At 44.5% G+C, this 23,602-nt stretch carries 21 protein-coding genes; 20 read left to right on the top strand and 1 reads right to left on the bottom strand.

Annotation, left to right across the window (positions count from 1 at the left end):
* Nucleotides 1-168: 168 nt before the first annotated feature.
* The 11 genes from def (at nucleotide 169) to spoVM (ending at nucleotide 13,522) form a co-directional block, all read left to right on the top strand.
* Complete coding sequence (gene def, locus IEW05_RS13000; protein WP_188539356.1) at nucleotides 169-651, top strand: peptide deformylase; 483 nt, start codon at nucleotides 169-171, stop codon at nucleotides 649-651.
* A gap of 8 nt (nucleotides 652-659) precedes the next feature.
* Nucleotides 660-1,604 (top strand): methionyl-tRNA formyltransferase, encoded by a 945-nt coding sequence (fmt, locus tag IEW05_RS12995; RefSeq protein ID WP_188539354.1) that lies wholly within the window; start codon nucleotides 660-662, stop codon nucleotides 1,602-1,604.
* Nucleotides 1,601-3,049: a 16S rRNA (cytosine(967)-C(5))-methyltransferase RsmB gene (rsmB, locus tag IEW05_RS12990; RefSeq protein ID WP_188539352.1), complete on the top strand. Its 1,449-nt coding sequence runs from the start codon at nucleotides 1,601-1,603 to the stop codon at nucleotides 3,047-3,049. The genes fmt and rsmB overlap by 4 nt, the downstream gene beginning before the upstream one ends.
* A 296-nt stretch (nucleotides 3,050-3,345) precedes the next feature.
* On the top strand, nucleotides 3,346-4,260 hold the full coding sequence (locus IEW05_RS12985; protein WP_188539350.1) for a copper amine oxidase N-terminal domain-containing protein: 915 nt from the start codon (nucleotides 3,346-3,348) through the stop codon (nucleotides 4,258-4,260).
* Nucleotides 4,261-4,296: 36 nt separating this feature from the next.
* Entirely contained in the window at nucleotides 4,297-7,527 is a 3,231-nt protein-coding gene (locus IEW05_RS12980; RefSeq protein WP_188539348.1) for a DUF5704 domain-containing protein, read from the top strand.
* Between the two features lie 218 nt (nucleotides 7,528-7,745).
* A complete protein-coding gene (rlmN, locus tag IEW05_RS12975) occupies nucleotides 7,746-8,792 on the top strand; it encodes a dual-specificity RNA methyltransferase RlmN (RefSeq protein ID WP_188539346.1) in 1,047 nt (348 codons plus the stop codon).
* Between the two features lie 6 nt (nucleotides 8,793-8,798).
* Entirely contained in the window at nucleotides 8,799-9,572 is a 774-nt protein-coding gene (locus IEW05_RS12970) for a Stp1/IreP family PP2C-type Ser/Thr phosphatase (RefSeq protein ID WP_188539344.1), read from the top strand.
* The gene (pknB, locus tag IEW05_RS12965; RefSeq protein ID WP_188539342.1) at nucleotides 9,569-11,626 is read left to right on the top strand and encodes a Stk1 family PASTA domain-containing Ser/Thr kinase; all 2,058 of its coding nucleotides are present in this window, start codon (nucleotides 9,569-9,571) and stop codon (nucleotides 11,624-11,626) included. The genes IEW05_RS12970 and pknB overlap by 4 nt, the downstream gene beginning before the upstream one ends.
* Nucleotides 11,627-11,653: 27 nt before the next feature.
* A complete protein-coding gene (gene rsgA, locus IEW05_RS12960) occupies nucleotides 11,654-12,562 on the top strand; it encodes a ribosome small subunit-dependent GTPase A (RefSeq protein ID WP_188539340.1) in 909 nt (302 codons plus the stop codon).
* Nucleotides 12,563-12,566: 4 nt separating this feature from the next.
* A complete protein-coding gene (gene rpe / locus IEW05_RS12955; protein ID WP_188539338.1) occupies nucleotides 12,567-13,235 on the top strand; it encodes a ribulose-phosphate 3-epimerase in 669 nt (222 codons plus the stop codon).
* Between the two features lie 206 nt (nucleotides 13,236-13,441).
* A complete protein-coding gene (gene spoVM / locus IEW05_RS12950; protein WP_188540858.1) occupies nucleotides 13,442-13,522 on the top strand; it encodes a stage V sporulation protein SpoVM in 81 nt (26 codons plus the stop codon).
* A 160-nt stretch (nucleotides 13,523-13,682) separates the two neighbouring features.
* On the opposite strand, the gene rpmB is transcribed toward spoVM, so the two are convergent.
* Nucleotides 13,683-13,871, bottom strand: a complete 189-nt coding sequence (gene rpmB, locus IEW05_RS12945; protein WP_188539336.1) for a 50S ribosomal protein L28 — start codon at nucleotides 13,869-13,871, stop codon at nucleotides 13,683-13,685.
* Between the two features lie 293 nt (nucleotides 13,872-14,164).
* On the opposite strand from rpmB, the gene IEW05_RS12940 reads away from it, so the two are divergent.
* The 9 genes from IEW05_RS12940 to IEW05_RS12900 all read left to right on the top strand — a co-directional run bounded on the left by IEW05_RS12940 (nucleotide 14,165) and on the right by IEW05_RS12900 (nucleotide 23,602).
* Complete coding sequence (locus tag IEW05_RS12940) at nucleotides 14,165-14,524, top strand: Asp23/Gls24 family envelope stress response protein (RefSeq protein WP_188539334.1); 360 nt, start codon at nucleotides 14,165-14,167, stop codon at nucleotides 14,522-14,524.
* Between the two features lie 16 nt (nucleotides 14,525-14,540).
* A complete protein-coding gene (gene fakA, locus IEW05_RS12935) occupies nucleotides 14,541-16,310 on the top strand; it encodes a DAK2 domain-containing protein (protein WP_188539332.1) in 1,770 nt (589 codons plus the stop codon).
* 42 nt (nucleotides 16,311-16,352) lie between these two features.
* A complete protein-coding gene (gene fakB / locus IEW05_RS12930; RefSeq protein WP_188539330.1) occupies nucleotides 16,353-17,222 on the top strand; it encodes a DegV family protein in 870 nt (289 codons plus the stop codon).
* Between the two features lie 14 nt (nucleotides 17,223-17,236).
* Nucleotides 17,237-19,282: an ATP-dependent DNA helicase RecG gene (recG, locus tag IEW05_RS12925; protein ID WP_188539328.1), complete on the top strand. Its 2,046-nt coding sequence runs from the start codon at nucleotides 17,237-17,239 to the stop codon at nucleotides 19,280-19,282.
* Between the two features lie 83 nt (nucleotides 19,283-19,365).
* Entirely contained in the window at nucleotides 19,366-19,656 is a 291-nt protein-coding gene (locus IEW05_RS12920; protein ID WP_188539325.1) for a stage VI sporulation protein F, read from the top strand.
* Nucleotides 19,657-19,833: 177 nt separating this feature from the next.
* Nucleotides 19,834-20,451 (top strand): TetR/AcrR family transcriptional regulator, encoded by a 618-nt coding sequence (locus IEW05_RS12915; protein ID WP_188539324.1) that lies wholly within the window; start codon nucleotides 19,834-19,836, stop codon nucleotides 20,449-20,451.
* A gap of 14 nt (nucleotides 20,452-20,465) precedes the next feature.
* On the top strand, nucleotides 20,466-21,212 hold the full coding sequence (map, locus tag IEW05_RS12910) for a type I methionyl aminopeptidase (RefSeq protein WP_188539322.1): 747 nt from the start codon (nucleotides 20,466-20,468) through the stop codon (nucleotides 21,210-21,212).
* Between the two features lie 148 nt (nucleotides 21,213-21,360).
* Nucleotides 21,361-22,440, top strand: a complete 1,080-nt coding sequence (locus tag IEW05_RS12905; protein WP_188540857.1) for a LacI family DNA-binding transcriptional regulator — start codon at nucleotides 21,361-21,363, stop codon at nucleotides 22,438-22,440.
* Between the two features lies 1 nt (nucleotide 22,441).
* Nucleotides 22,442-23,602: a Gfo/Idh/MocA family protein gene (locus IEW05_RS12900; RefSeq protein ID WP_188539320.1), complete on the top strand. Its 1,161-nt coding sequence runs from the start codon at nucleotides 22,442-22,444 to the stop codon at nucleotides 23,600-23,602.

Below are 23,602 nucleotides of genomic sequence, written 5' to 3'. Positions count from 1 at the left end.
CTTTCACCCTGACGGGCACGCTTTACGGTTGGTGCTCCTGCAACTTTTGAGAGCATAGTCGAAGAAGGGCTGTCCCTACGGGAAGCGCATTATGTTAGTATAGAATTGCAGAATATTGATAAGGCATATATTTATATATCATTTCTTGTGTTAAGGATGGTGGCCATTATGGCGATACGGATAATTGTGAATGAACCGGATGAGGTATTGCACCAGGTTGCGAAGGAAGTTAAGAAGATTACGCCGAATGTGCAGAAGTTGCTGACCGATATGGCGGATACGATGTACGATGCGGAAGGAGTGGGCTTAGCTGCTCCTCAGATCGGTATTTTGAAACGTGTCATTGTGGTTGATGTGGGGGACGAGAATGGGTTGATTGAGCTGATTAATCCTGAGATCGTGTCGATGGAAGGTGAGCAATTTGGCTCAGAGGGTTGTCTTAGCATTCCAAATTTACGTGGTGAAGTACGCCGAGCTATGACGGTTACGGTAAAAGGGCTGGACCGGAATGGTAAAGAGGTGACGTACACGGGAAGCGAATTGTTGGCAAGAGCGTTCCAACATGAAATTGATCATCTTAATGGTGTCTTATATACGGATATAGCTGAACGAGTGTATGAAATTACACCTGAGGGTGAAGAGAAGGAGTGACTTCTTCGATGAATATAGTGTTCATGGGGACCCCTGCTTTTGCGGTTCCTGCTTTGGAAAGTTTACTAAGAGAAGGTTATAACGTGGTTGGAGTTGTGACACAACCGGATCGTCCACAAGGACGCAAAAAGGTGCTGACTCCGACACCTGTCAAAGAAGCTGCTTTAAAGCATGGTCTTCCCGTGCTACAGCCGCAGCGTATGCGTGCGCCGGAAGCGGTGGAGGAGTTGGCTGCACTACAGCCAGATCTTATTGTAACAGCTGCCTATGGTCAAATTTTGCCTAAGGCTGTACTTGATTTGCCGCAATATGGCTGTCTCAACATACATGGCTCCTTGCTTCCAAAGTATCGGGGAGGTGCTCCGATTCAGCGCTCTATCATCAATGGGGAGAAAGAAACCGGGATTACGCTTATGTATATGGCAGAAGGCTTGGATACAGGTGATATGATTGCTAAATCTGTTGTCCCGATTGAGGATGAGGATACATCAGGTTCGATTTTTGAAAAGTTAAGTGTAGCGGGTGCCAAGTTGTTGCTAGAACAACTTCCGTTGATTATAGCCGGTACAGCTGAGCGGATTCCACAAAATGATGAGGCATCTACCTATGCGTCGAACTTATCTCGTGAAGACGAGCGAATTGATTGGAACGCAACTTCGCGTGAGATTTTTAATCGTGTGCGAGGATTAGTTCCTTTTGCTGGCGGGTTTACGATGTGGAATGATGAAGTATTTAAGGTATGGGCTGTAGCTAATCCTTCTGAAAATCCTTCTTCCGCAGGATCTGGACAAGTTCCGGGTACGGTGCTCAATTTGTCTGAGCGTGGGATTGAAGTCAAGACAGGTGACGGAAGCGTTCTATTGACCCGAGTTCAACCTGCAGGTAAAAAAGCGATGGAAGCGACGGAATTTATTCGCGGTGGTGTGATGAAGAAAGGCACGGTATTGTCATGAGTAATGGTAAAAATGTTCACCCTGGCGGTGGAGGTCGGGATCGTAGTGGGGCGAAGCCTCAGCAGAACCGGAGCAAGACGAATTCAAAAGCAAACCAGAAACCTTCCGCACGCGATACGGCGCTTCAAGTATTAACTGGGGTTGAGCAGGAGGGTGCTTATAGCAATTTGCTATTAAATGGCGCTCTGCAAAAGTCGGGACTATCCGGTCCAGATGCAGGTCTAGCTACGGAGTTAGTCTATGGTACAATATCACGTCTGAACACAATTGATTATTTGCTAGAGCCTTTTGTCTCGAAGGGGCTTGGGAAACTTCAGCCTTGGGTACGGAATTTGCTGAGACTCAGCTTCTATCAATTGTATTATTTAGATCGGATCCCCCCGCACGCAGCGGTTAATGAAGCGGTGAATATAGCGAAAAAACGGGGACACCAAGGGATCTCTGGGATGGTTAATGGTGTACTTCGTAGTGTGCTGCGCAGTAAGGATGAATTGAAGCTTCCAGATCATTTGTCACCAGTCGCTCGGATTTCGCTGCAGCATTCTCACCCTGAATGGCTTGTGTCTCGTTGGATTGAGCAGTATGGCGAAGAAACAGCCGAAGCCATTTGCCAGGCAAATAACGAACCTCCATCAGTTAGCGTAAGAGTTAATACTGCACGGGTTAGCCGGGATGAACTGCTGAAGCTGATGGAAGAGCAGGGCTTAGATGTGTCAGCTTCGCAATTGTCTCCAGATGGTATTATCGTAAAGAGTGGCGGAAATATGGCGTTGACTCCATGGTATAGGGAAGGTTTATTATCTGTGCAGGATGAAAGCTCGATGCTGGTGGCGCATGCTGTGGATCCGAAACCTGGTATGTCTGTATTGGATTGCTGCGCGGCTCCTGGCGGAAAGACTTGTCATATTGCGGAGAAGCTAGAGGGTAGCGGTAAAGTAGTCGCGAACGATATTCATCCACACAAGGCAAAGCTGATCGAAGACCAGGCGTTGCGTTTGGAACTTGGTAATGTAGTTACTTTGTCGGAGGACGCAGCCAAATTGGCTGAGCGGTATCCGCAGGAATCTTTTGACCGCATCTTACTTGACGCTCCGTGCTCGGGACTTGGCGTTATACGACGTAAACCCGATTTGAAGTGGGCTAAGACACCTGGAGATATTTCTGAAATTCGGGGAATTCAGACAGAGTTATTAGATGCGGTAAGTGGATTGCTCAAACCTGGAGGGATATTGGTATATAGTACGTGTACGATTGAACCTCAGGAGAACGCTGAAATGGTACAACATTTTTTGAGTCGCCATCCTGAATTTGAAATTGCACAAGATGATCATAGCTTCTGGCAAGGGCTGATTGGGACTAGTGCAAGAGAAGCAATCGGACTGCAAATTTTGCCGCAGGACTATCATTCAGATGGATTTTATATCGCTCGTTTGGTCAAAAAATAAGAGCGCAGCAAGAAAAAATAATATTAGGTAGACTGTTTACGAACAGCCCTTACTGTTATAATATGGAATCAGGTGAAGCACACCTTTGCAATCGTCGTACGATTGGCAGGGTGTGTTTTTTTTTGTGTCTAAATTTACCTTATTTTATCAAATAAGTAATTGTGAAGGAGGTTATTGCGATCAGCCCCTCGAAAGAATCCTAGAATGGTATACCTATTCTTAATTTCAACATAGATAAAGACGAATTATATGTTTTGTAATATTTTAGAATTTAAAATGCATAGGAGCGTGGGTTTATGAAAAGGATTTGTATAGTTTTGTTAACGTGTGTTCTTGGATTTAGTATTTTTCAATTTGGTTCGTCGGCTGGAGCGACAAGTGCACCTATCGTTGGAAGTCCAAAGTTAGCGGTCCTTGTTGATGGTCGCAAGGTTAAGTTTGAAGGTGGAGAACCAGTTACGGAGAATAATCACGTCCAAGTTCCACTTCGTGGGATTGGTGAAGCGCTGGGTGCAAAAGTCGGATTCAGCGGGAAAACGGTAACGTATGTAAAAGATGAAAAAACGATTGAACTGACTTTAGACAGCAAACTTGCTATTGTCGATGGTAAAACGGTGACGATGGAAACCGCTGCAAAGGCTGTGAAGGGACGGACTTATGTACCACTACGTTTTGTTAGCGAGAATCTTGGTGAGACCGTAAGCTGGGATCAGGTTGGAAATTGGGTTTGGATTGGGGATAAAGAGATTCCTGAAATTGAAGATGTTACGGAACTAGAAGATCTTGATCCTTTAAGAAAATATTTTATTGGACTCGAATTTTTTTTAGAGTCATTTGATAAAAAATTTACTGAAGTGCGTAAAGTTTCCTATGAAACTATGCCTGTGCATTTTAAGAATACCACCATTATGGATATGTGGATGGTAACGGATGGGAAAAACTATGGGATTCATGTGAGATACAAGGGGCCAAAGAGATTTGTCATTAATATGTTATGTGGGGATGGAAATATACGTTCAAGAACAGGTCATGTCACTGAACAAACAGATGGCACATACATAGCTCAATTTCCTATTGTCGAACAAGGAGATAGTTTTATTGTTAATGATAAGAATTGGAAAAACTTTAAGATAGGGAATGTCGACTATTTCTTTTTCCCTGCAAATTATGATGATGATAGTGTTCACTTATTTGAAAATCCTCTCAAGTGAATTTAAGAACATAATTGTCACGAATGGAGGTATCGTGTGATAAGAAAAAAACAATCATTAGTCAGTCTGGTAATGATATGTATACTTTTCATTATGTCTTTTAGTGAAGTGCAAGCGGCTGCAGGTGTAAAGGGACCAGTAACGCTGCAGTGGACAAGGAGTGAACAAAATAATAATGTCTATTATTCGGTAGGAATGGGTTATGCCGATGTTTGGACGAATTCTGCGGGGCAATATATTGCAGATCCTTATACGGGTCAAAGATTAGCACCTGGGACTACAATGGCAGAAGCCCACTATGATTGGGAATACCAATTTATTTATTCCGGAAGAAAAGTAAAGTCTATTACTGCTGAATCATTTAATCAAAATATTGTTCCGGGGGAAAGTTCAACGTGGGTAGATAGAATGTTTGCCACAGCTAGATATGGAGCAACATGGGATAGTCTTAGACAAACGTTCGCTACGGTCCATTCAGTCGATATTAAACAAAAAAGAGGTTTAGGAACGGATACGGCAACGATAAGAATTAATGAGTCTTTCACATTAGATGCTCCACGTCCTGAGGTTTACGACACAACTGAGTTTGATCCTGGAGTAAAATCATATCGATATTATTTTCCTATTTTATTTAAAGCAGAGCTTGAACCGAACGAAGGAAAAGCAATCATCAAGCATTTCACCACAGAAGGTGTGTCAATTAATGGAGTAGACGGGTTTAGAGATACAGAAAAGAAACTTGAAATTAATACGCTGTATACCTTGCTTCATACCCCGGGAACACAAAAATATAGCTATAAAGGATACAGGAAAAGTACAAGTGGAGATCCGTCTGGTTCATCTATGTTGATAGGTGATCCAATGGCATTCACATATGACGGAAGTTTTCCAGTATATTACGTTAATTATTACTATGAGGGCGATGAACCAGATCCACCAGATCCAGGTGAAGGAAGTGCTGAGTGTACACAACCTTCACCTGGTCAGACGATGCAAGGACAGGATTTAAGTCCAAACGTGAGCGCAGTAATTAAAGCAGATAGCCGTGGGAGTGAGCGGTTTAACGTATTAAATGGAATTCCAACAACTGAAAGCTTGTACGGAAATGTCTGGTCAAAGACTTATTTACATAATTATGTGTACCAAGAGATGGTTGGAAAGTGTTCGTTTAAGATAAATGTTACAGTTTTACCACCACCACCAGACCCAAATGCTCCAGCACCAGAACCAACACCTCCTCCCGCTCCTGGCGAAGAAGTAGAAGAACCGGGAACAAAGGTACAAGTAGATGTTGAGAAAGAGTACTCATTTTGGACGATTCAAGATGTGAAAATTTATAGGATCAATGAAAGTGCACTATGGAACTATGCTTTTGATGGTGGCGGCATTCGAATACAACCAAGTGGGTATAACGAGCCGTATTATAACACTGAATCAACAAATGATTATGAGCCATCTGATGTTCCAGAAGATATAAAAGTTAATTTTGATCAAGACCCACAAAAAGCAGCAGAAAGTGCAGTGAGTGTCACAGTCCGAAATGATACGTTTACTTTGTATAACCAAACATTAATGAGTGGTTCGTCTAGTACTAATACAGGACCAACACCATTGCCGATACCTACAGCACCCCAAATTGGTGATAATGTGCTTTATAGTCCAAGTAATGTCATACCGATGTCTAAAACAAATAAGGCAAGCCAGCCAAGCACAGGAACCATTTATTATAACCAGGTGAATGGGTCTGAGACTTTGAATTATCCGATCTATGGAATCAACTCAGTTACTGTACATACACCCGTTGTCATCTATCCGGATGTATCGGATGACAAAGCACATAACCAGAAGACAAAAGCTGCAGCTGGACGATCAGCAATTATCCTTGATCGGCCATTCACGGTTACCATGCCAAATAGTGGCCAACACACAAATTATCTTGGTTACGGGAATCGTAATTATCTTAAGTATATAGGCAGTAAGCAAGTACGTTTCCCATTTGATGTGTATGACGGTTCGAAGACCACTTTTTATCCTAAAAATACGTGGATAGAAGTTGAGAAGTCGCAGGAAACTTTCCCGTTCTTCCTTCCGGTATGGGTGGACGAAGGGTTCTACGACGTTGAATTTCGAACGATCGCTCATAACGCACCTTCAGGAGCGTCACATCAAACAAATGCCAATTTAGATCTAACCAACCATATTGCTTATGATACTGTCCCAGTGGATGCTATTGGTCGGGTGTATGATTTCCGGATTACGGATATTGCTGATTATAACTGGGAGACCGTATTTCGTACGGCACAGGGCGCGGCGACTCCTACTGGAACATCTTATTGGGTGGGACTTAACGGAATCGACGGGGCGGCACGGGGAATTACTCAGAGATATACCTTGCCGATCCGCCCAGGAAGTCATCCGCTATACAAAAATGCAGTGATCAAAACCGGTTATCATTTTAAGTTCGACCTGAAAACGAAAGGAAATATGTTTGGTAAGCTGGATCAGATTACAATTAAGCCAAGTTTTTATTTTATTAACGCCAAAGATGGAAGTCGTACAAGTGTGGATCTTTATTATCAAACGAGTAGTAAAAGTTACGTTAAGATCGGTTCGTCACGTGATCAGGTTGAGCGGTATGTCATACTAAATGAACGGCTTCGTAGTGTACCCACTGAAGAGTTAACGGATACGGCATTGTATAAGTACGATCATTATTATACTTTTAATCAGATTGCGGCTACTGGAAGATCTCAGTTTGTACAAAAATATATAGAGAAGACGACTAAACTGAAAACGCCAATAGGAAGTTTGAGTCTATTACGTTTAACGGAGAGCATCCGTACTTTCATAGGGCCAAAAACAGCGATCCCTGTTAGCGTAGATCCGGCAAGAGTCAATGCTTCTGTGCAAAAATGGTATGGAGAGTATAGCTTGCCAGCCGACGTATATGCGGTCAAGACAGGAGTTAACGTTGCGGAATATGGTCGGACCCATGGTGGATTGAGCGATAAATCGCCAATTTTTCTGAAAAATGGTTATATTGTCGTTAATTTTAATATTGAGACCGTGCGAAATGGGGAGGTGAAGGCTCCGTATCTGCAGTACATCGATGCTCAGTTAATGAATCAATGGAAGCAGATGGAGGGATTCTCCAGTAGTGTGCGGGATCCGTATGGAGTGACTCTATCTTTGATGGATGGAGATGTTGTCCTCTATAATACGGACAAATCAAGTCGGGACGATTTCCGTTCTATGGTGACACATTAGGTATGGTTTATATTATCAAGTATTGAGGCCAAATTTACACTCGTGATGGAGCGTTGATTTGGTCTTTTTATTTATAAAAAAGACAAATATCATTGCTAAAGTGGATACCCAAAATACCTCCCTTATGGCTTGCACTTTAGTGTGAGCACGATTTATGCTAAAATGGGTAGAATGAGTAAGGAATGACTTACGATATACTATAGAATAGGTGTGTGAAGATGAAACCTTTTATATACAATTATACTTTAGAAGAACTTCAGGAGTGGGCTGTGCAGCAAGGGGAGTCCGCTTTCCGTGGAGGTCAAATATTTGATTGGTTATATGTTAAGAGAGTGGACTCTTTTGAACAAATGAGCAATCTGTCGAAGGAGCTTCGTCAAAAGCTGGACGAACAATTCTCCTTTGTAACTTTGAACGAGATTACGAAGTTTGAATCGAAGGATGGAACGGTCAAGTTCCTGTTCGGTCTCCATGATGATCATGCGATTGAAACGGTCGTTATGAAACATAACTATGGCAACAGCATTTGTGTAACGACTCAAGTAGGCTGTAGAGTAGGATGTACCTTCTGCGCATCCACACTTGGTGGATTGAAGCGAGATTTGACTGCAGGTGAGATTGTAGCTCAAGTGGTTCAGGCTCAGAGGATTTTGGATACTCGTGGGGAACGCGTGAGCAGTATTGTTATTATGGGAACGGGTGAGCCGTTTGAGAACTATGAAGCTACGATGAAATTTTTACGGATTATGATTCATGAAAAGGGCTTGAACATCGGACAACGGCATATTACTGTATCAACGAGCGGTATTGTTCCGAACATTTATAAGTTTGCAGATGAAGGCACTCAAATTAATCTTGCCATTTCGATCCACGCGCCAAATGATGCGCTTCGTTCTAAGTTAATGCCGGTTAACCGTCGTTTTCCTTTTGCCGACGTGATGGAATCGCTCCGATATTATATCGCCAAGACAGGGCGGAGAGTTAGCTTTGAGTATGCACTAATTGGAGGTGTTAATGACCGTCCAGAGCATGCAGAGGAACTGGCTGACGTGCTGAAGGACATGCTCTGTCATGTGAACTTAATTCCGGTAAACCATGTGCCGGAGCGGAAGTATGTTAGAACTTCGAGAAATGATATTTTTCAATTTCAGCGTATATTGGCGGATAAAGGCATAAATGTAACGATCCGCCGTGAGCAAGGACATGATATTGCCGCCGCTTGTGGTCAACTGCGAGCGAAGCATATGGAGTCTGGTACGAGGTGATGGAGTTTGATCAGGACAGTTTATGTTAGTGATGTAGGGCGTGTTCGTTCGGTGAATGAGGATAATGCCTGGGTAGCTCCTTTAGAGAATGGCTACACGTTAGGAATCGTTGCTGATGGCATGGGTGGGCACCAGGCTGGAGAAACAGCCAGTCAGCTTGCGGTGGAGACGATGGTGCAAGATTTAAGTACTCTGCCTGCTGATCTATCTCTACAAGATTGCGACAATGCATTGAAACAAGCTATTTTGCATGCGAATGAAGTTGTATATCAAAAATCACAGGAAAATGTAGAGTATCACAACATGGGAACTACGGTTGTTGCTGTTCTACTTAAGAACCAGGCAGGAATTATCGGCCACATTGGCGATAGCCGGGCTTATTTGTTCCGTCAAGGGAACGTGGTTCAATTGACCGATGATCACTCGTTGGTCAACGAACTTGTGAAGAATAAACAGATTAGTGAAGAAGAAGCAAGTGTTCATCCGCGTCGCAATGTGCTGACTAGAGCGCTTGGTACCGATGAACAGGTGACGGTTGATATGGATCCGCTCACTTTGGAGCTTGGGGATATCCTGCTCTTATGCAGTGATGGTCTAAGCAATTATGTAACAACGGAACAAATGACCATGAAGCTAGGTTCAGATTCACGCTCTCTCAAAGAGAAAGCGGATGACCTGCTACAGCTTGCACTAAATGCAGGAGGCGATGACAATATCACGGTCGCCTTACTGGAATTTCATGAAGAAGCTGGGTCAAGCACAAAGGAGTGGAATTCATGATCGGACACGAATTGGGTGGTCGTTATCAGATTATTGAACGAATTGGCGGAGGTGGAATGGCGCTTGTATATAAAGCGCGTGATATTCTACTGAATCGCAATGTGGCCATTAAAGTTCTGCGCCAGCAATTTGTGAACGATGAGGAATTTATTCGTCGTTTCCGCCGTGAAGCACAATCGGCGGCGTCATTGTCTCATTCTAATATCGTTAGTGTATACGACGTAGGCCAGGAAGATGAAATTCATTACATTGTAATGGAGTATATTGAAGGCCAGAACCTGAATGAAATTATTAAAGAACGTGCGCCTTTGCAAATTGAAGAGGCGGTACGAATCGCATCGCAAATTGCTGATGCTCTAGATCATGCCCATCATAATCAAATCATACATCGAGACATTAAACCTCATAATATACTAATTGGACGTAATGGGCGCGTGAAGGTAACCGACTTTGGTATTGCTCGCGCGGCTACTTCTTCAACAATTACGCAGACGGGTTCAGTCGTAGGATCTGTACACTATTTCTCACCGGAACATGCCAAGGGCGTAGCGACTGGAGAGAAATCAGACCTATACTCCCTGGGGATTGTACTCTATCAAATGCTAACAGGACGCCTGCCTTTCTTAGGCGAGAGTCCAATTAGTGTTGCTCTGAAACATCTGCAAGAGCATTTCGAGGAACCACGCTTAGTGAATCCGATGATTCCTCAGAGTGTGGAGAACATCATACTCAAATCGATGCGCAAAAATCCAAATGAACGGTATCAATCGGCAAGAGAAATGTTGCGTGATTTAGAGACCTGTCTGCTTCCAGAGAGACGTCAGGAGTCCAAGCTTGCTTTTGTAGATGATGATGATGAGGATAGTACACGTATCATACCTGCTATTAAGCCACAGGGAAGAAATTCTGGAGGAAACTCATCTAAATTATCGAGAGATTCCCAATTCTCCGATGAACGTGACAATGAGCCAAAGAAGAATTCATGGGGTAAGCCTGTTTTATGGGTTAGTCTTACTGTCTTATTGTTGGCAGCTATGATAGGCGTAGTATGGTACGTCAAAACAACATTAACTGTTCCAGACGTTACGGTTCCGAATGTAATCAACTTGGAGGAAACGTTAGCGATTTCTACCTTGGGTGAGAAGGGTCTTGAAGTAGGTAAGGTAGATCGGATCTATAAAGAGGGTATAGCAGAAGGAATAGTATACGACCAAAGTAAACCGGAAGGTTCCTCAGTTAAGAAAGGATCAAGTATTGATCTGATGGTTGGAGGCCCCCAGCCACTCGAAAAAATGCCTTCATTGAATGATTTGACCTATGAACAGGCTGTCGAACAGTTGATTGAACGCGGTGTGGACCAAGCTAGCATCAAGAAGGACGAACAATTTCACAACGATATTGAGGCTGGAAAAGTTATCGAACAAAATCCTGCAGCAAATGAAGAATTTGATCCTGCTATAGTCCAAGTTGTCTTAACGGTTAGTAAAGGAAAAGAAGAAGTGAAAATGCAAAATCTAATTGGGAAGACTCAAGCGGAAGCAGAAGCAATACTTGCACAACTGGGTCTGAAAGTTGCTAAAGACGGAATCAAGCAAGAACCTAGCTTTGAAGTTGAGGCAGGCAAAGTGACCCAGCAGTGGCCAACTGCAGCAGGCGACATGGTGACTCCGGGAACTGAATTCATTCTCACCATTAGTTCCGGTTACCCGCCAGAAGCGATTAATTATACATTTGAGGTTCCAGTTGCTCCAGCGGAAGACGGCAAAAAGAGTAAAATCCGTATCATCTACGATGATGCACGTGGGGACAATCGGGAATGGGGAACAAGAGGCATTGGGAAGCCGCAATATCTTTCCATCGACCTAATTCTGTCTCCGAATAAGAATGGGGTAGTTAAGGTCGAGCGAGATGGTATTCTAATAGATACCTATCCGATTTCGTATTTTGATGCAAAACAGGGGACAGTACCTATTCCAGACCTACCTGTCAGTGGTGGAACGGATAACAATTCCTATAATCCAGAAAATGTAGAAGGAAATTCGAATAACGGTTGATGAGACATGAAAGTGAGGCCGGCATATATGCCTGAGGGATTAATAGTTAAGGCATTAAGCGGATATTATTATGTGAAACCCGCTGATTTAACTCAAAATGATAATATTCAGTGTCGGGGACGGGGGATTCTGCGGAAAGATGGGGTAACCCCCCTTGTGGGGGACCGGGTTATCTATTCTTTAACGGAGAATGGAGAGGGCATGGTTGATGAAATTTTGCCGCGGATATCGGAATTGGTTCGTCCACCGATAGCAAACGCAAAGTTAGCTGTGCTTCTGTTCTCCCTGCGAGAACCTGATCTAAATCTTCAGCTGTTGGACAAGTTTCTTGTACACATTGAACATTCGGGACTTCGAACGCTGATTTGCCTGACGAAGGAAGACCTACTGGCACAGGATAAGAAGCATCAAGCCAAGGACGTAACAGAGCAAGTCGCTGAATTGTATAAGAGTATCGGTTATGACGTGATCGTTACAAGCTCCATTACGGGGCTAGGAACGGCGGAAGTCAGAAATTACTTAGCTGGAGAAATCAGCGTATTTTCCGGTCAATCGGGCGTTGGTAAATCCACTTTGTTGAACGCTATGTTGCCTGATCTATCACTTGAGACAGGCGAGATCAGCATGAGACTTGGGCGTGGTCGTCATACAACAAGGCATGTGGAACTAATTGAACTTGATAACGGTGGATATGTTGCTGATACACCAGGCTTTAGTCAGCTTGATTTCCTAGAGCTTGGCGTAGAAGAGCTATCTACTTGCTTCAGAGAATTCCAGCAATATGCTGAAAATTGTAAATTCCGTGGGTGCAGTCATCTGCATGAGCCGGGTTGCAAAGTCAAACAAGCGCTGGAAGACGGTAAAATTTCTGCAAGCCGTTATGAACATTACGTGCAGTTTCATGAAGAAATGAAAGAAAAAAAACGGAGGTATTAACTTCATGACGAACATTATCATTGCACCTTCTATTTTGTCAGCAGATTTTGCTAAGCTTGGGGAAGAAGTAGCTGAAGTAGAATGCGGGGGAGCCGATTGGTTACATGTGGATGTCATGGATGGTCATTTTGTACCTAACTTGACGTTTGGACCGCTTGTAATGGAGGCGATCGCCCCCCATACAAAGCTACCGCTGGATGTACATTTGATGATAGAAAATCCTGAACAATACATTCCTGCTTTCGCCAAAGCAGGAGCCCAAGTGATTACGGTTCATGCGGAAGCTTGTGTACACTTGCATCGTGTCTTGCATATGATTAAAGAGCATGGCGTAAAAGCGGGTGTTGCCTTAAATCCAGCTACACCTGTGTCTGCGATTCGTGAGGTACTAGAGGATGTTGATCTGGTTCTGGTGATGACAGTTAACCCTGGTTTTGGAGGGCAAGCATTCATTCCAGGAACGGTACGCAAAATAAAGGAGCTGCGTGAGTGGAAGCAGCAGAACAGCAAAGATTTTCATATTGAAGTGGATGGGGGCATCACCGCTGCCACAGCACCGCTTGTTGTAGAAGCTGGGGCTGATGTCCTAGTTGCTGGTAGTGCGGTGTTTGGTCAGGCTGATCGCGGTGCAGCCATGGCTGCAATTCGTAGTAGTGTTAATTTGCCACTTTAATTTTTTTATCTAGGAATGGCACCTACTTTCTCGAATCTGTTAAGTTCTTCTACTTGTCTGAGTGGAATAGGGATCAAGTGCGGTGCATACAATGGGTTACATGAGAGGGTTCTCATGTAGCCTTTTTTTTGCGACGAGAACACACGGGTAATGGGCTTGTGACATAGAATAGGGTGAAGGCATGAGAATGATGGGGAGGGTAAACGATGAAATTTTACACATTCAGGCTGCCTAAGTTTTTGGGAGGGTTTGTAAAAGCCGTTCTGAACACATTTCACAAAAACTAAGGGTCATCTCTGGAGAGGTGAAACGGATAGGGCGTGCGCGGATCTTGAACATCCAGGTTTGCGGCGCTCGCCCTGTGAAGTGTGATACAGGAATAAGTGAACATCAAAAAAGCACCCTTATCAAAAAAGGTGCTTTTTGTCTATATGCTTATTCCCACCACTAGACGCGGGTCAGTTTACCGGATTTCAAAGCCCGAGTGCTGACGTATACGCGTTTTGGTTTACCGTCTACCAAGATACGGACTTTTTGCACGTTCACGCCCCAAGAGCGACGATTGCGATTGTTTGCGTGGGATACATGGTTACCGCTACCTTGAGTTTTACCTGTCACATAACATTTGCGAGACATTCATTACACCTCCTGTTCAATTACACCTGTCTTGAAAATAACAGTTAATTTATTTATGCACAGTTATTGTTCAAGCCGGTATGCTACCGGTTGATTTCCTTCATCAATGCCGCTTAGGCAATGGAAACCTCATAAAACAATACTTACCTATAATATCATAGTAAAAAAAGCGCCGTCAACCGATCATTAAATTTAATTTCTGTCCTGCCGGCTTCTTTTATTTATTTCTCCTTGCTCTTATAGTACAATATTGTTTAGTCCATAATAATTTCAAGGGAGGAGTGAGTACGGGCGTGACTATAAAACTGGATACCGAGTATGGACAAATCAATATATCGGATGAAGCAATAGCGGTTATCGCCGGATCGGCCGCCATGGAATGTTATGGACTGGTAGGAATGGCAAGCCGAAAGCAGTTTAAAGACGGCATCGCCGAATTGCTCGGGCGTGAGAATCTAGCCCGGGGTGTGGAAGTAAACCTGGAGAATAATCGATTATCAATCCATCTTCATATTATAGTCAGTTATGGTACTAAAATTTCCGAGGTTGCACACAACATACAGTTAAAAGTGAAATACGTGTTAAATGAAGTCGTTGGACTGACTGTAGATAAAGTCAGCATTTCAGTTCAAGGCGTACGTGTATCAAGCTAGGAAGGGGAATTTTCAATTGAGTAAGCGTTCTCTAAATGGAACAGATTTCACCGCCATGGTATTTGCCGGGGCACAGCGGCTTGCGGAGCAAGCCGAGCACGTCAATTCCCTTAATGTATTCCCAGTTCCTGATGGGGATACCGGAACGAATATGAATTTGACGATGACGGCTGGTGTGGCCGAACTGAAGAATAACGGAGCTGGAGGACTAGGTAGTCTTGCAGGCACTTTGTCCAAAGGTTTGCTGATGGGTGCTAGGGGGAACTCTGGTGTTATTTTGTCTCAGCTATTCCGCGGCTTTGGTCGATATGCTGCTCCATATGAAGAGTTAAATACAGTTCAATTTGCAGCTGCTTTGCAAAGTGGTGTCGATACTGCTTATAAGGCAGTCGTGAAGCCAGTTGAAGGTACAATTCTTACCGTCGCGAAGGAATCCGCTAAGCATGCAGTTTACTGTGCTAGACGGACAACCGATGTTGTAGAGCTGATGACTGAAGTATTAGCCAAAGCACGGGAAGCTCTCGCGGGCACACCTGATTTGTTGCCTGTACTGAAGCAAGTAGGAGTCGTTGATTCTGGTGGACAAGGTCTTGTATATATTTATGAAGGATTTATGGAAGTATTAACAGCAGGTAATATTCCAGGACATGTACCGGCTCAGGGACAAGCTACTACCCCTGTATCCCATGCAGCTCCGGTTGTACCTCGTGTGATTACTCATGCCCCTGTGTCAGCTCAGGCACGACTTGAAACAGAGGATATCGAATTTTTATATGACATGGAATTCTTCATTAACCGCCAATTGGGCGGAGTGAGAAATGCGGCATTTGATGAGGATAAGTTCCGTAAAGATCTATCCATCAACGGGGATTCCATCATCGTTATTGCGGATGATGAAATCATTAAAGTTCATGTCCATTCCAAAGAGCCAGGTGAGGTAATGAATCTGGCACTGCGTTATGGAGAAATTACTCAGATTCACATTTTAAATATGCGTGAGCAACACCGTGACCTGTTATCGACTGGAATGGATGCTGCTTCGATGCCAGAGCTATTTGCAGATATGCCTGCGGAGCCAGCTCGGCAACCAGAACCTGCAGAACTTCCGGCCCATGAACTCGCACCTTATGGATTTATCGCAGTTGCTTCTGGACAAGGGATTTCAGATATCTTCACAAGTCTAGGTGTAGATGTCGTTCTATCTGGTGGGCAGACGATGAACCCAAGTACCGAAGATTTCGTTAAAGCGATTCATTCGATCTCGGCTCAGCATGTGTTTGTATTGCCTAATAATTCGAATATCATACTTGCCGCTCAGCAGGCGAAGGATCTTCTTGAAGGCGAACGTAGTGTGACGGTGATCCCGAGTAAGAGCATTCCTCAGGGGATAGCTGCAGCATTTGCTTTCCAAGAGGAAGATGAGGTTGAGAGCAATAGCAGCAATATGGTGAATGCTGTGAAGAATGTCAAGACAGGGCAGGTAACTACTGCGGTTCGGGATACGGTATTTGACGATCTTGAAATTACAGCCGGACATTATATCGGTATTGCGGACTCCAAAATTGTTGCAACTGATTCAGGATTATTGGAGACGAGCCAGCAGTTGCTTGCAAACATGCTAGCTGGCGGTGATGAAATTGTCACTATTCTTGCTGGTGAGGAAGCGACAAACGAGACGACAGAATCTCTTGCGACTTGGATTCATGAGCATTATCCTGATGTGGAAGTAGAGACCCATTCAGGGGGTCAACCTATTTATTATTATTTATTTTCTGTTGAATCCTGATTGGACTTGAAATCAGTGAAAAACTGAAAGGATGGAGATCCAATGAGTCAAGTCGTTATTGTAGCCGATAGTACGGCAGATGTCCCGCAGGCCATGCTTTCTGAATATGGTATTCATATTGTTCCAATGAGAGTGGCATTTGGAGAGGAATCTTTTCAAGAAGGCATTGACATTACTGCGGTGGAGTTCTACGACAAGCTGGCGAAGTCACGTGAGTTGCCAACGACTTCCCAGACGTCTCCATCCCAATATGTTGAAGTTTACCGTAAACTGATGCAAGACAATCCCGGTGCTTCGATCATTTCAATTCACCTCTCATCTGGCATGAGCGGCACGTATCAAGCCGCGTTATTAGCTAAAACGATGTTAGAGGAAGAGTTAGGTGAGGACCTCGATATTACCGTGATTGATTCTTTGTGTGCTACATACGGTTTTGGTTTACAAGTGGTTCATGCTGCTAGATTGGCTAAGCAAGGGCTGGCAGCTAAGGACATTGCTGCTCAGGTGATTGATTTAGGCAAGCAGCGTAGACTTTACTTTCTAGTAGATACGTTGGAATACTTGCAGAAGGGTGGCCGAATTGGGAAAGCCGCGGCAATCCTAGGCACACTTCTTAATATTAAACCTATTCTTTCCGTAGATTCAGAGGGCATTATATATGCGGTAGATAAAGCAAGAGGTCGTAAACGGGCGCTATCCCGTGTTATTGAGTTATTCATTAAAGATTTCGGTGATCATAAGGACCTAAATATAGCGGTTTGTGATGCTGTTAATCCGGAAGGCACGGAAGAGTTTCTGAAATTAATGTCAGAGCACTTCACTTTACACGAAGTGGTTCGTACGAATATAGGAGCCGTTGTAGGTACACATGTCGGACAGGGCACACTAGCAGTGTTCGTGTGGCCGGCTTAAGCGGAGGTTCGACCATGAATTTAACAGAAATTATGGTTGGAAAAGTTAATGGCGTGAGTGCTCTGAAAGCTGGAGAGCTTCACGCCTTTGGCATTTCTACAGTAAATGATTTAATTGAATATTATCCATATCGTTATGAAGACTACCGACTTCGCTCGTTGACTGAGGTCAAGGATGGGGACAAGATAACGGTACAGGCCAAAATTATAGGTGTTCCCGTATTACAGCGGTATGGTGGTAAATCCAGATTAAGCTGTAAGATGATTGCGGAGGATTGGATGTTCACGGCTACTTGGTTTAATCGTCATTTTCTCAGAGACCAGTTGACGGTGAGCCGGGAGATTGTACTGACGGGAAAATGGGATCAACGGCGCAGCCAGTTAACGGTGTCGGAGTCAGAGTTTCCGGATAAGGGAACTTTACGGAGTGGAAGTCTTCAACCTGTTTATTCCGTTGGCGGAAATATCACACAGGCTTGGATGCGTAAGAGTATCGGACAAGCTTTGCTCCAATATGGCGAGATGATTCCAGAAATATTACCGCAGGAGCTCCTGGATGAATATCATTTGATGGCCCGCAAACGCGCCATTCAGCGTATTCATCAGCCGCAGGATAGTGAGGAAGGTCAAGCTGCTCGGCGGCGGATGGTATATGAGGAGCTGTTTCTGTTTCAATTGAAGCTTCAAGCATACCGAGCGATGAATCACGAACGTATGGATGGTGTGCGTCATGAAGTCGATAATGCGACGATCCGTGAGTTCGTACGTAGTCTACCTTTTGAGTTGACGGATGCGCAGAAAAGAGTTGAACTTGAAATTTTACATGATATGCGCGCTTCCTTTTGTATGAACCGACTGTTGCAAGGGGATGTTGGTTCAGGTAAGACGGTGATTGCGGCGATTGCTTTATTTGCAGCGGTTAAATCCGGACATCAGGGCGCTTTTATGGTACCAACCGAAATTTTGGCGGAGCAACACGTTCGCTCATTGACCAAGCTGTTTGAGCCATTTGGGATTGCTGTAGGCTTGCTTACGGGAAGTGTTACGGGTAGAAGACGGAAGGACCTGCTGGGCTCATTGCAGATGGGCCTGATAGATATTGTGATTGGGACACACGCATTAATTCAGGAGGATGTCTTCTTTCGTTCTCTGAGTATGGTTGTGACCGATGAGCAGCATCGTTTTGGTGTGAATCAGCGCAGCATTTTGCGGCGTAAAGGATTTAATCCTGACGTGTTGAGCATGACGGCAACCCCAATTCCACGAACGCTGGCTATTACCGCATTTGGTGATATGGATGTGTCTACGATATCGGAGCGTCCCAAGGGACGTAAACCCATCTCAACTTATTGGGTGAAGCAGGATATGATGGACCGGGTACTTGGCTTCATATCACGTGAAGTATTACAAGGGCGTCAGGCGTATCTTATTTGTCCATTGATCGAGGAGTCGGATAAGCTGGATGTTCAGAATGCAATTGACCTCTATGTCTCGATGAGTCAGGCCTTCCCGGATTTCAAAATAGGCTTACTACATGGCCGAATGACGGCATCCGAGAAGGAAGAAGTCATGCGTGGCTTCTACGACAATGAGATACAGCTACTCGTGTCAACGACGGTTGTGGAAGTCGGCGTCGATGTTCCAAACGCAACTTTGATGATTGTGATGGACGCAGACCGTTTCGGTCTGTCACAGCTTCATCAGTTGCGGGGGCGGGTAGGCCGGGGGGAGCACGCGTCTTATTGCGTGCTCATCGCCGATCCGAAGTCAGAGGTAGGTCAGGAACGGATGAAGGTCATGACCGAAAGTGACGATGGCTTCGAAGTGGCTAGACGGGACCTAGAGCTGCGCGGGCCCGGCGATTTCTTTGGCACGAAGCAGAGCGGTGTGCCGGAATTTCGAATTGCGGACATGGTCAGCGATTTCGCTGTGTTAGAGGCGGCGCGGGATGACGCCGCAAGATTGGTGCGCGAACCGTCCTTCTGGACATCGCCACAATATGAGCCGCTGCGAAGTTATTTGAGACGTGAGCAAATACTACAAGGTGAATTGATTGATTAGCTTTTCTTTTTGTCGGCACTAATTCCGGTCCTTCCGTCATATATTAGAGAAGGTCTCCAAGTGACGGGAGGTGTTGAGTAGTTTTGGCGAGTTATCAAACATATGGAATTAGTCCGCAGTTAGTCGAGCGAATCAAGCTCAAAATGAAAAATCCAGCTGTGAAGGATCGGGTCAAAAATCTTGTAGACGGATTAACCAAATCAGATCTACAGGATCGCGCAAAAGTGCGTAGACTCGTTAAGTCGGCGAGTAAGGTGTTAAATGAAAATTTGACTAGCGCAGACGAAGACAAAATTGTGCAATTTGTGGTCGATCAGAAAATCGACCCGCGTAATACGCTCCATTTAATTAAGCTATGGGGTATGTTCCGGTAAGGGAGAAATAGGTATTTTAAAGCTTATCTTGTTCGAGAGGGCAGTCAGATCACTCTGGCTGTCTTTTCCTTTTTTCATATTCACAAACGTTGGGGCTATGATAAATTTGTTATTTGGTATATACTTCTTTTATATTGACATGACAGTAGGTCAAAACAAGAAGGGGCCGATATATCTATGACTCCACGGACGAGGGAACAGAACGAAGAAATCAGGCGAAGCAGAATGTCTCAAATTGTGAATGCTGCGGCCGACGTTTATTTGGATAAGGGTATGCTTATGGAAATTCGGGATGTGGCTCTGCAGGCTGGTCTGGGGTATGGAACGGTCTATCATTATTACAAGAATAAAGGTGATCTGCTTCATGATTTGTTATGGCAGGCTATGGAGCGGGCATCTGATTGGATGTATGACATAGCCACTCATGGTAACTCTACTCAAAGGGAGCTCAAATCCGTCGTTGTTTCGCTTATGGAACATTGGGCGGAGGATCACGCAATGTATTTGTTGTGTAAACTCCAGTGTGATGATTTTCGTTCATTGTTTGAGGAGCAAACTACACAGCAGCTAAGCGCTGCTTACCAGGAGAAAATGATTATCCCATTGGCCCGAATCATTGGGTATGGAACCTCACGGTCGTTGTCAGTCGCAACAAGGAAAGCGGAGATGTTACTCGCCGCGATGACCGGTTGTACCTTAGCTCCCCTCAGTCGTGGAAGCTTGAGTGAAGATGCCAGAGATATCGCTGACTTTCTGTGTGAGGGTCTGATTCAACATAAGCAAGTCCAAACTTAAGGAGTGAGAGAAAGTTGATTATATTGAAATCACTTAAAGAAATCGAGCAAATGAAACCAGCAAGCCAGATTGTAGCAGACTGTCATCGGGAGATTGCCAAGATCATTGGACCTGGGATCAGCACGCTCGAAATTAACGATATGGTCGCTAGACATATTACAAAATTGGGCGGAAAGCAGTTTACTAAAGGCTATAACGGCTTTCCTGCTGAAACATGTGCTTCCGTCAATGATGTGGTTGCCCATGGATTTCCGTCAAAGAGGAAGCTAGAAGAGGGTGATATCGTTACGATTGATATCGTGGTGGAGTATGATGGCTGGTTCGGTGATTCAGGTTGGACTTATGCCATTGGACAGGTGAGTCCGACTGCAGAGAAACTGATGAAGGTTACGAAGGAATGCCTATATATCGGGATCGAGAAGGCGTTACCGGGCAATCGTCTTGGTGATGTGACTTCAGCTATTCAAGCTCATGCGGAATCCAACGGTTTCTCCGTCGTACGTGATCTACTTGCTCACGGAATTGGCAGAAGCTTGCATGAAGAGCCCAACTTTGAGCATGTGGGGCATGCGGGTAAAGGAATTCGATTGAAGGAAGGCATGGTCCTAACGATTGAACCGATGATCAATGAAGGGACGTATCGTATTTCGATCGATGATGATGAATGGACTGCGAGAACTGCTGATGGCAAATTGTCGGCTCAATATGAGCATACTGTTGCTATTACGGAGAGTGGTCCACAAATATTGACGGCCCAATAAGGACCATAGGACAGACAATTGAGGAGATCGTTCGCGAGCGTAGCTGGTGAACGATCTTTTTTATTAAAAAGTGGTGGGATCTATAGATCTGGGATTGACCAAGGTCATTCTCTGTGAGAAAATGTACGCGTGTACATTAACGGAAAGGATGATTTATATCTCTACTCGTAAAGAGGTTGCAAAGCTAGCTGGCGTATCTGAAGCGACCGTATCTCGTGTAATTAATGATGTGGGTCCCATCAAAGAAGAGACGAAGCAACGGGTGCTGCAAGCGGCTAAACAATTAGGCTATATACCAAGTTCGCTAGCAAGCAGTTTTGCACGTAGACGAAGCGGAAGCCTGGGGGTTGTTATGCCTTATTTGCCTAAGGCACGCTTGTTCTCGGCATATTATTTCTCAGAGATTTTGAGCGGAATCGGTGGTATAGCACGGGAAGAGAGTTACGATCTGTTAATGCTCTTTCGTGATCCTAATGAAGTCATGGACTATAATAGGCTGTTTAGAATGCGGAAGATCGATGCTTGTATCATACTTGGTGCCAAAGAAGAATATGGTGAGCTTGAGGCCCTACGTCGTCTGAAGGACGAAGGTCATCCCTTCTGTTTGATTAATCAGCATTTTGAAGGAGAATCATTTCATGAGGTTGATGCTGATCATGTTGAAGGAAGTTGGCAGGCTGTTATGCATTTGCTTCAGCAAGGATATCGGAGAATTGCTTTTCTAAATGGTCCGCTGGCTTATTCGAACAGTCGTGATCGCCTGAGTGGTTATATCCGTGCTTTAGAAGAAGCCGGTATAGAATGGGACCCTTCACTACAATTCGAAGGTAACTTTAGCCGTAAGAGCGGGATCTCAGCTGCTGAAGACATTGTGCCTTGCTTGGACAAAATTGAGGCTATTGCTGTAGCGAATGACAGAATGGCGATCGGTTTGCAGCAGGGACTAAGAAAGTTGGGTATTACGGAAGAGAAAATGCCTGCAATCGTTGGTTATGACGATTCGGAGGTAGCTGAATTGACTACGCCTGCCCTAAGCAGCGTCCGAGTTCCCTTCTATAATCTAGGTGAAATTGCTGCTACTAGTGTACTCGAAATGCTGAGGAATGGAATTCCCGTAGAAGATCCAATTCGGATCAAGCTTCCTGTTAGTCTCGTCGTGCGTGAGTCATCTTTAGTTAAGAATGACTCCGAAGGTCACTTTACTCCACAAAAAATAAAGGAGGATTAAGATGAAGCAACTACGTATCGGAATGATCGGTTATAAATTTATGGGCAAAGCTCACAGTAATGCATATCGAAGCTTGCCGATGTTCTTCCCCCAGGCCATAAAGCCGGAGATGTCTGTTATTTGCGGGCGAAATGCTGGCGCGGTGAATCAGGCGGCAGTTCAGTTAGGCTGGAGTGACAGTGTCACGGATTGGAGGGAACTAATCTCTCGGGAAGACATCGATCTTATTGATATCAATGCACCTAGCAATGCGCATAAGGAAATTGCGCTGGCTGCAGCTAAGGCGGGTAAACATATTTTTTGCGAAAAGCCGCTTGCGCTAACTTTAGAGGATGCTCGGGAAATGCTACATGCTGCTGAAGAAGCGGGTATCGTTCATATGGTCGGATTTAACTATCGTTTTTCTCCCGCGGTAAGATTGGCGAAGAAGCTTGTGGAGAGTGGAAGATTAGGCACTATTTATCACTTTAGAGCTTGGTTCTTGCAGGATTGGATTATGGATCCCGAATTCCCATTGGTTTGGAGATTACAGAAGGAAATCGCTGGGTCAGGTTCACATGGTGATCTTGGTGCTCATCTCATTGATTTGGCTCATTTTCTAGTTGGTGATATACATGAGGTTATCGGGATGAGTGAGACCTTCATCAAGGAGCGTCCGATTGCCACGGAAATGACGGGCTTAAGCGCTAAAGGAAGTAAGGATGATCCTAAGGGTCCTGTAACTGTTGATGACGCGACGTTGTTTTTAGCCCGTTTTGAAAACGGTGCCATGGGTAGTTTTGAAGCAACGCGATTTGCCGCTGGACACCGCTCAACGAATTCTTTTGAAATTAACGGAAGTTTAGGTAGTGTGAAATTTGATTTTGAACGGATGAATGAGCTTGAAGTTTATTTAACTTCCGATCATGAGGATGTACAAGGATTTCGCCGAGTTTTGGCAACAGATCCTGCACATGACTATGCCGAAGCATGGTGGCCGCCGGGGCATACGATTGGTTTTGAGCACACGTTCATTCATGAAATGTTAGAGCTGTCATCCGCTATTGAGGAAGGGCGACAGCCAGAGCCTAATTTCCATGACGGAGTGAAATGCCAGGCCGTGCTTGAAGCCGTTGAACGCTCGATTGATGAACGCCGCTGGGTGAATATATCTGAAATGTAA

It is taken from the genome of Paenibacillus segetis, assembly GCF_014639155.1.
In the GTDB taxonomy this organism is placed as follows: domain Bacteria; phylum Bacillota; class Bacilli; order Paenibacillales; family Paenibacillaceae; genus Fontibacillus; species Fontibacillus segetis.
This window is presented reverse-complemented; position numbering and strand designations above follow the sequence as displayed.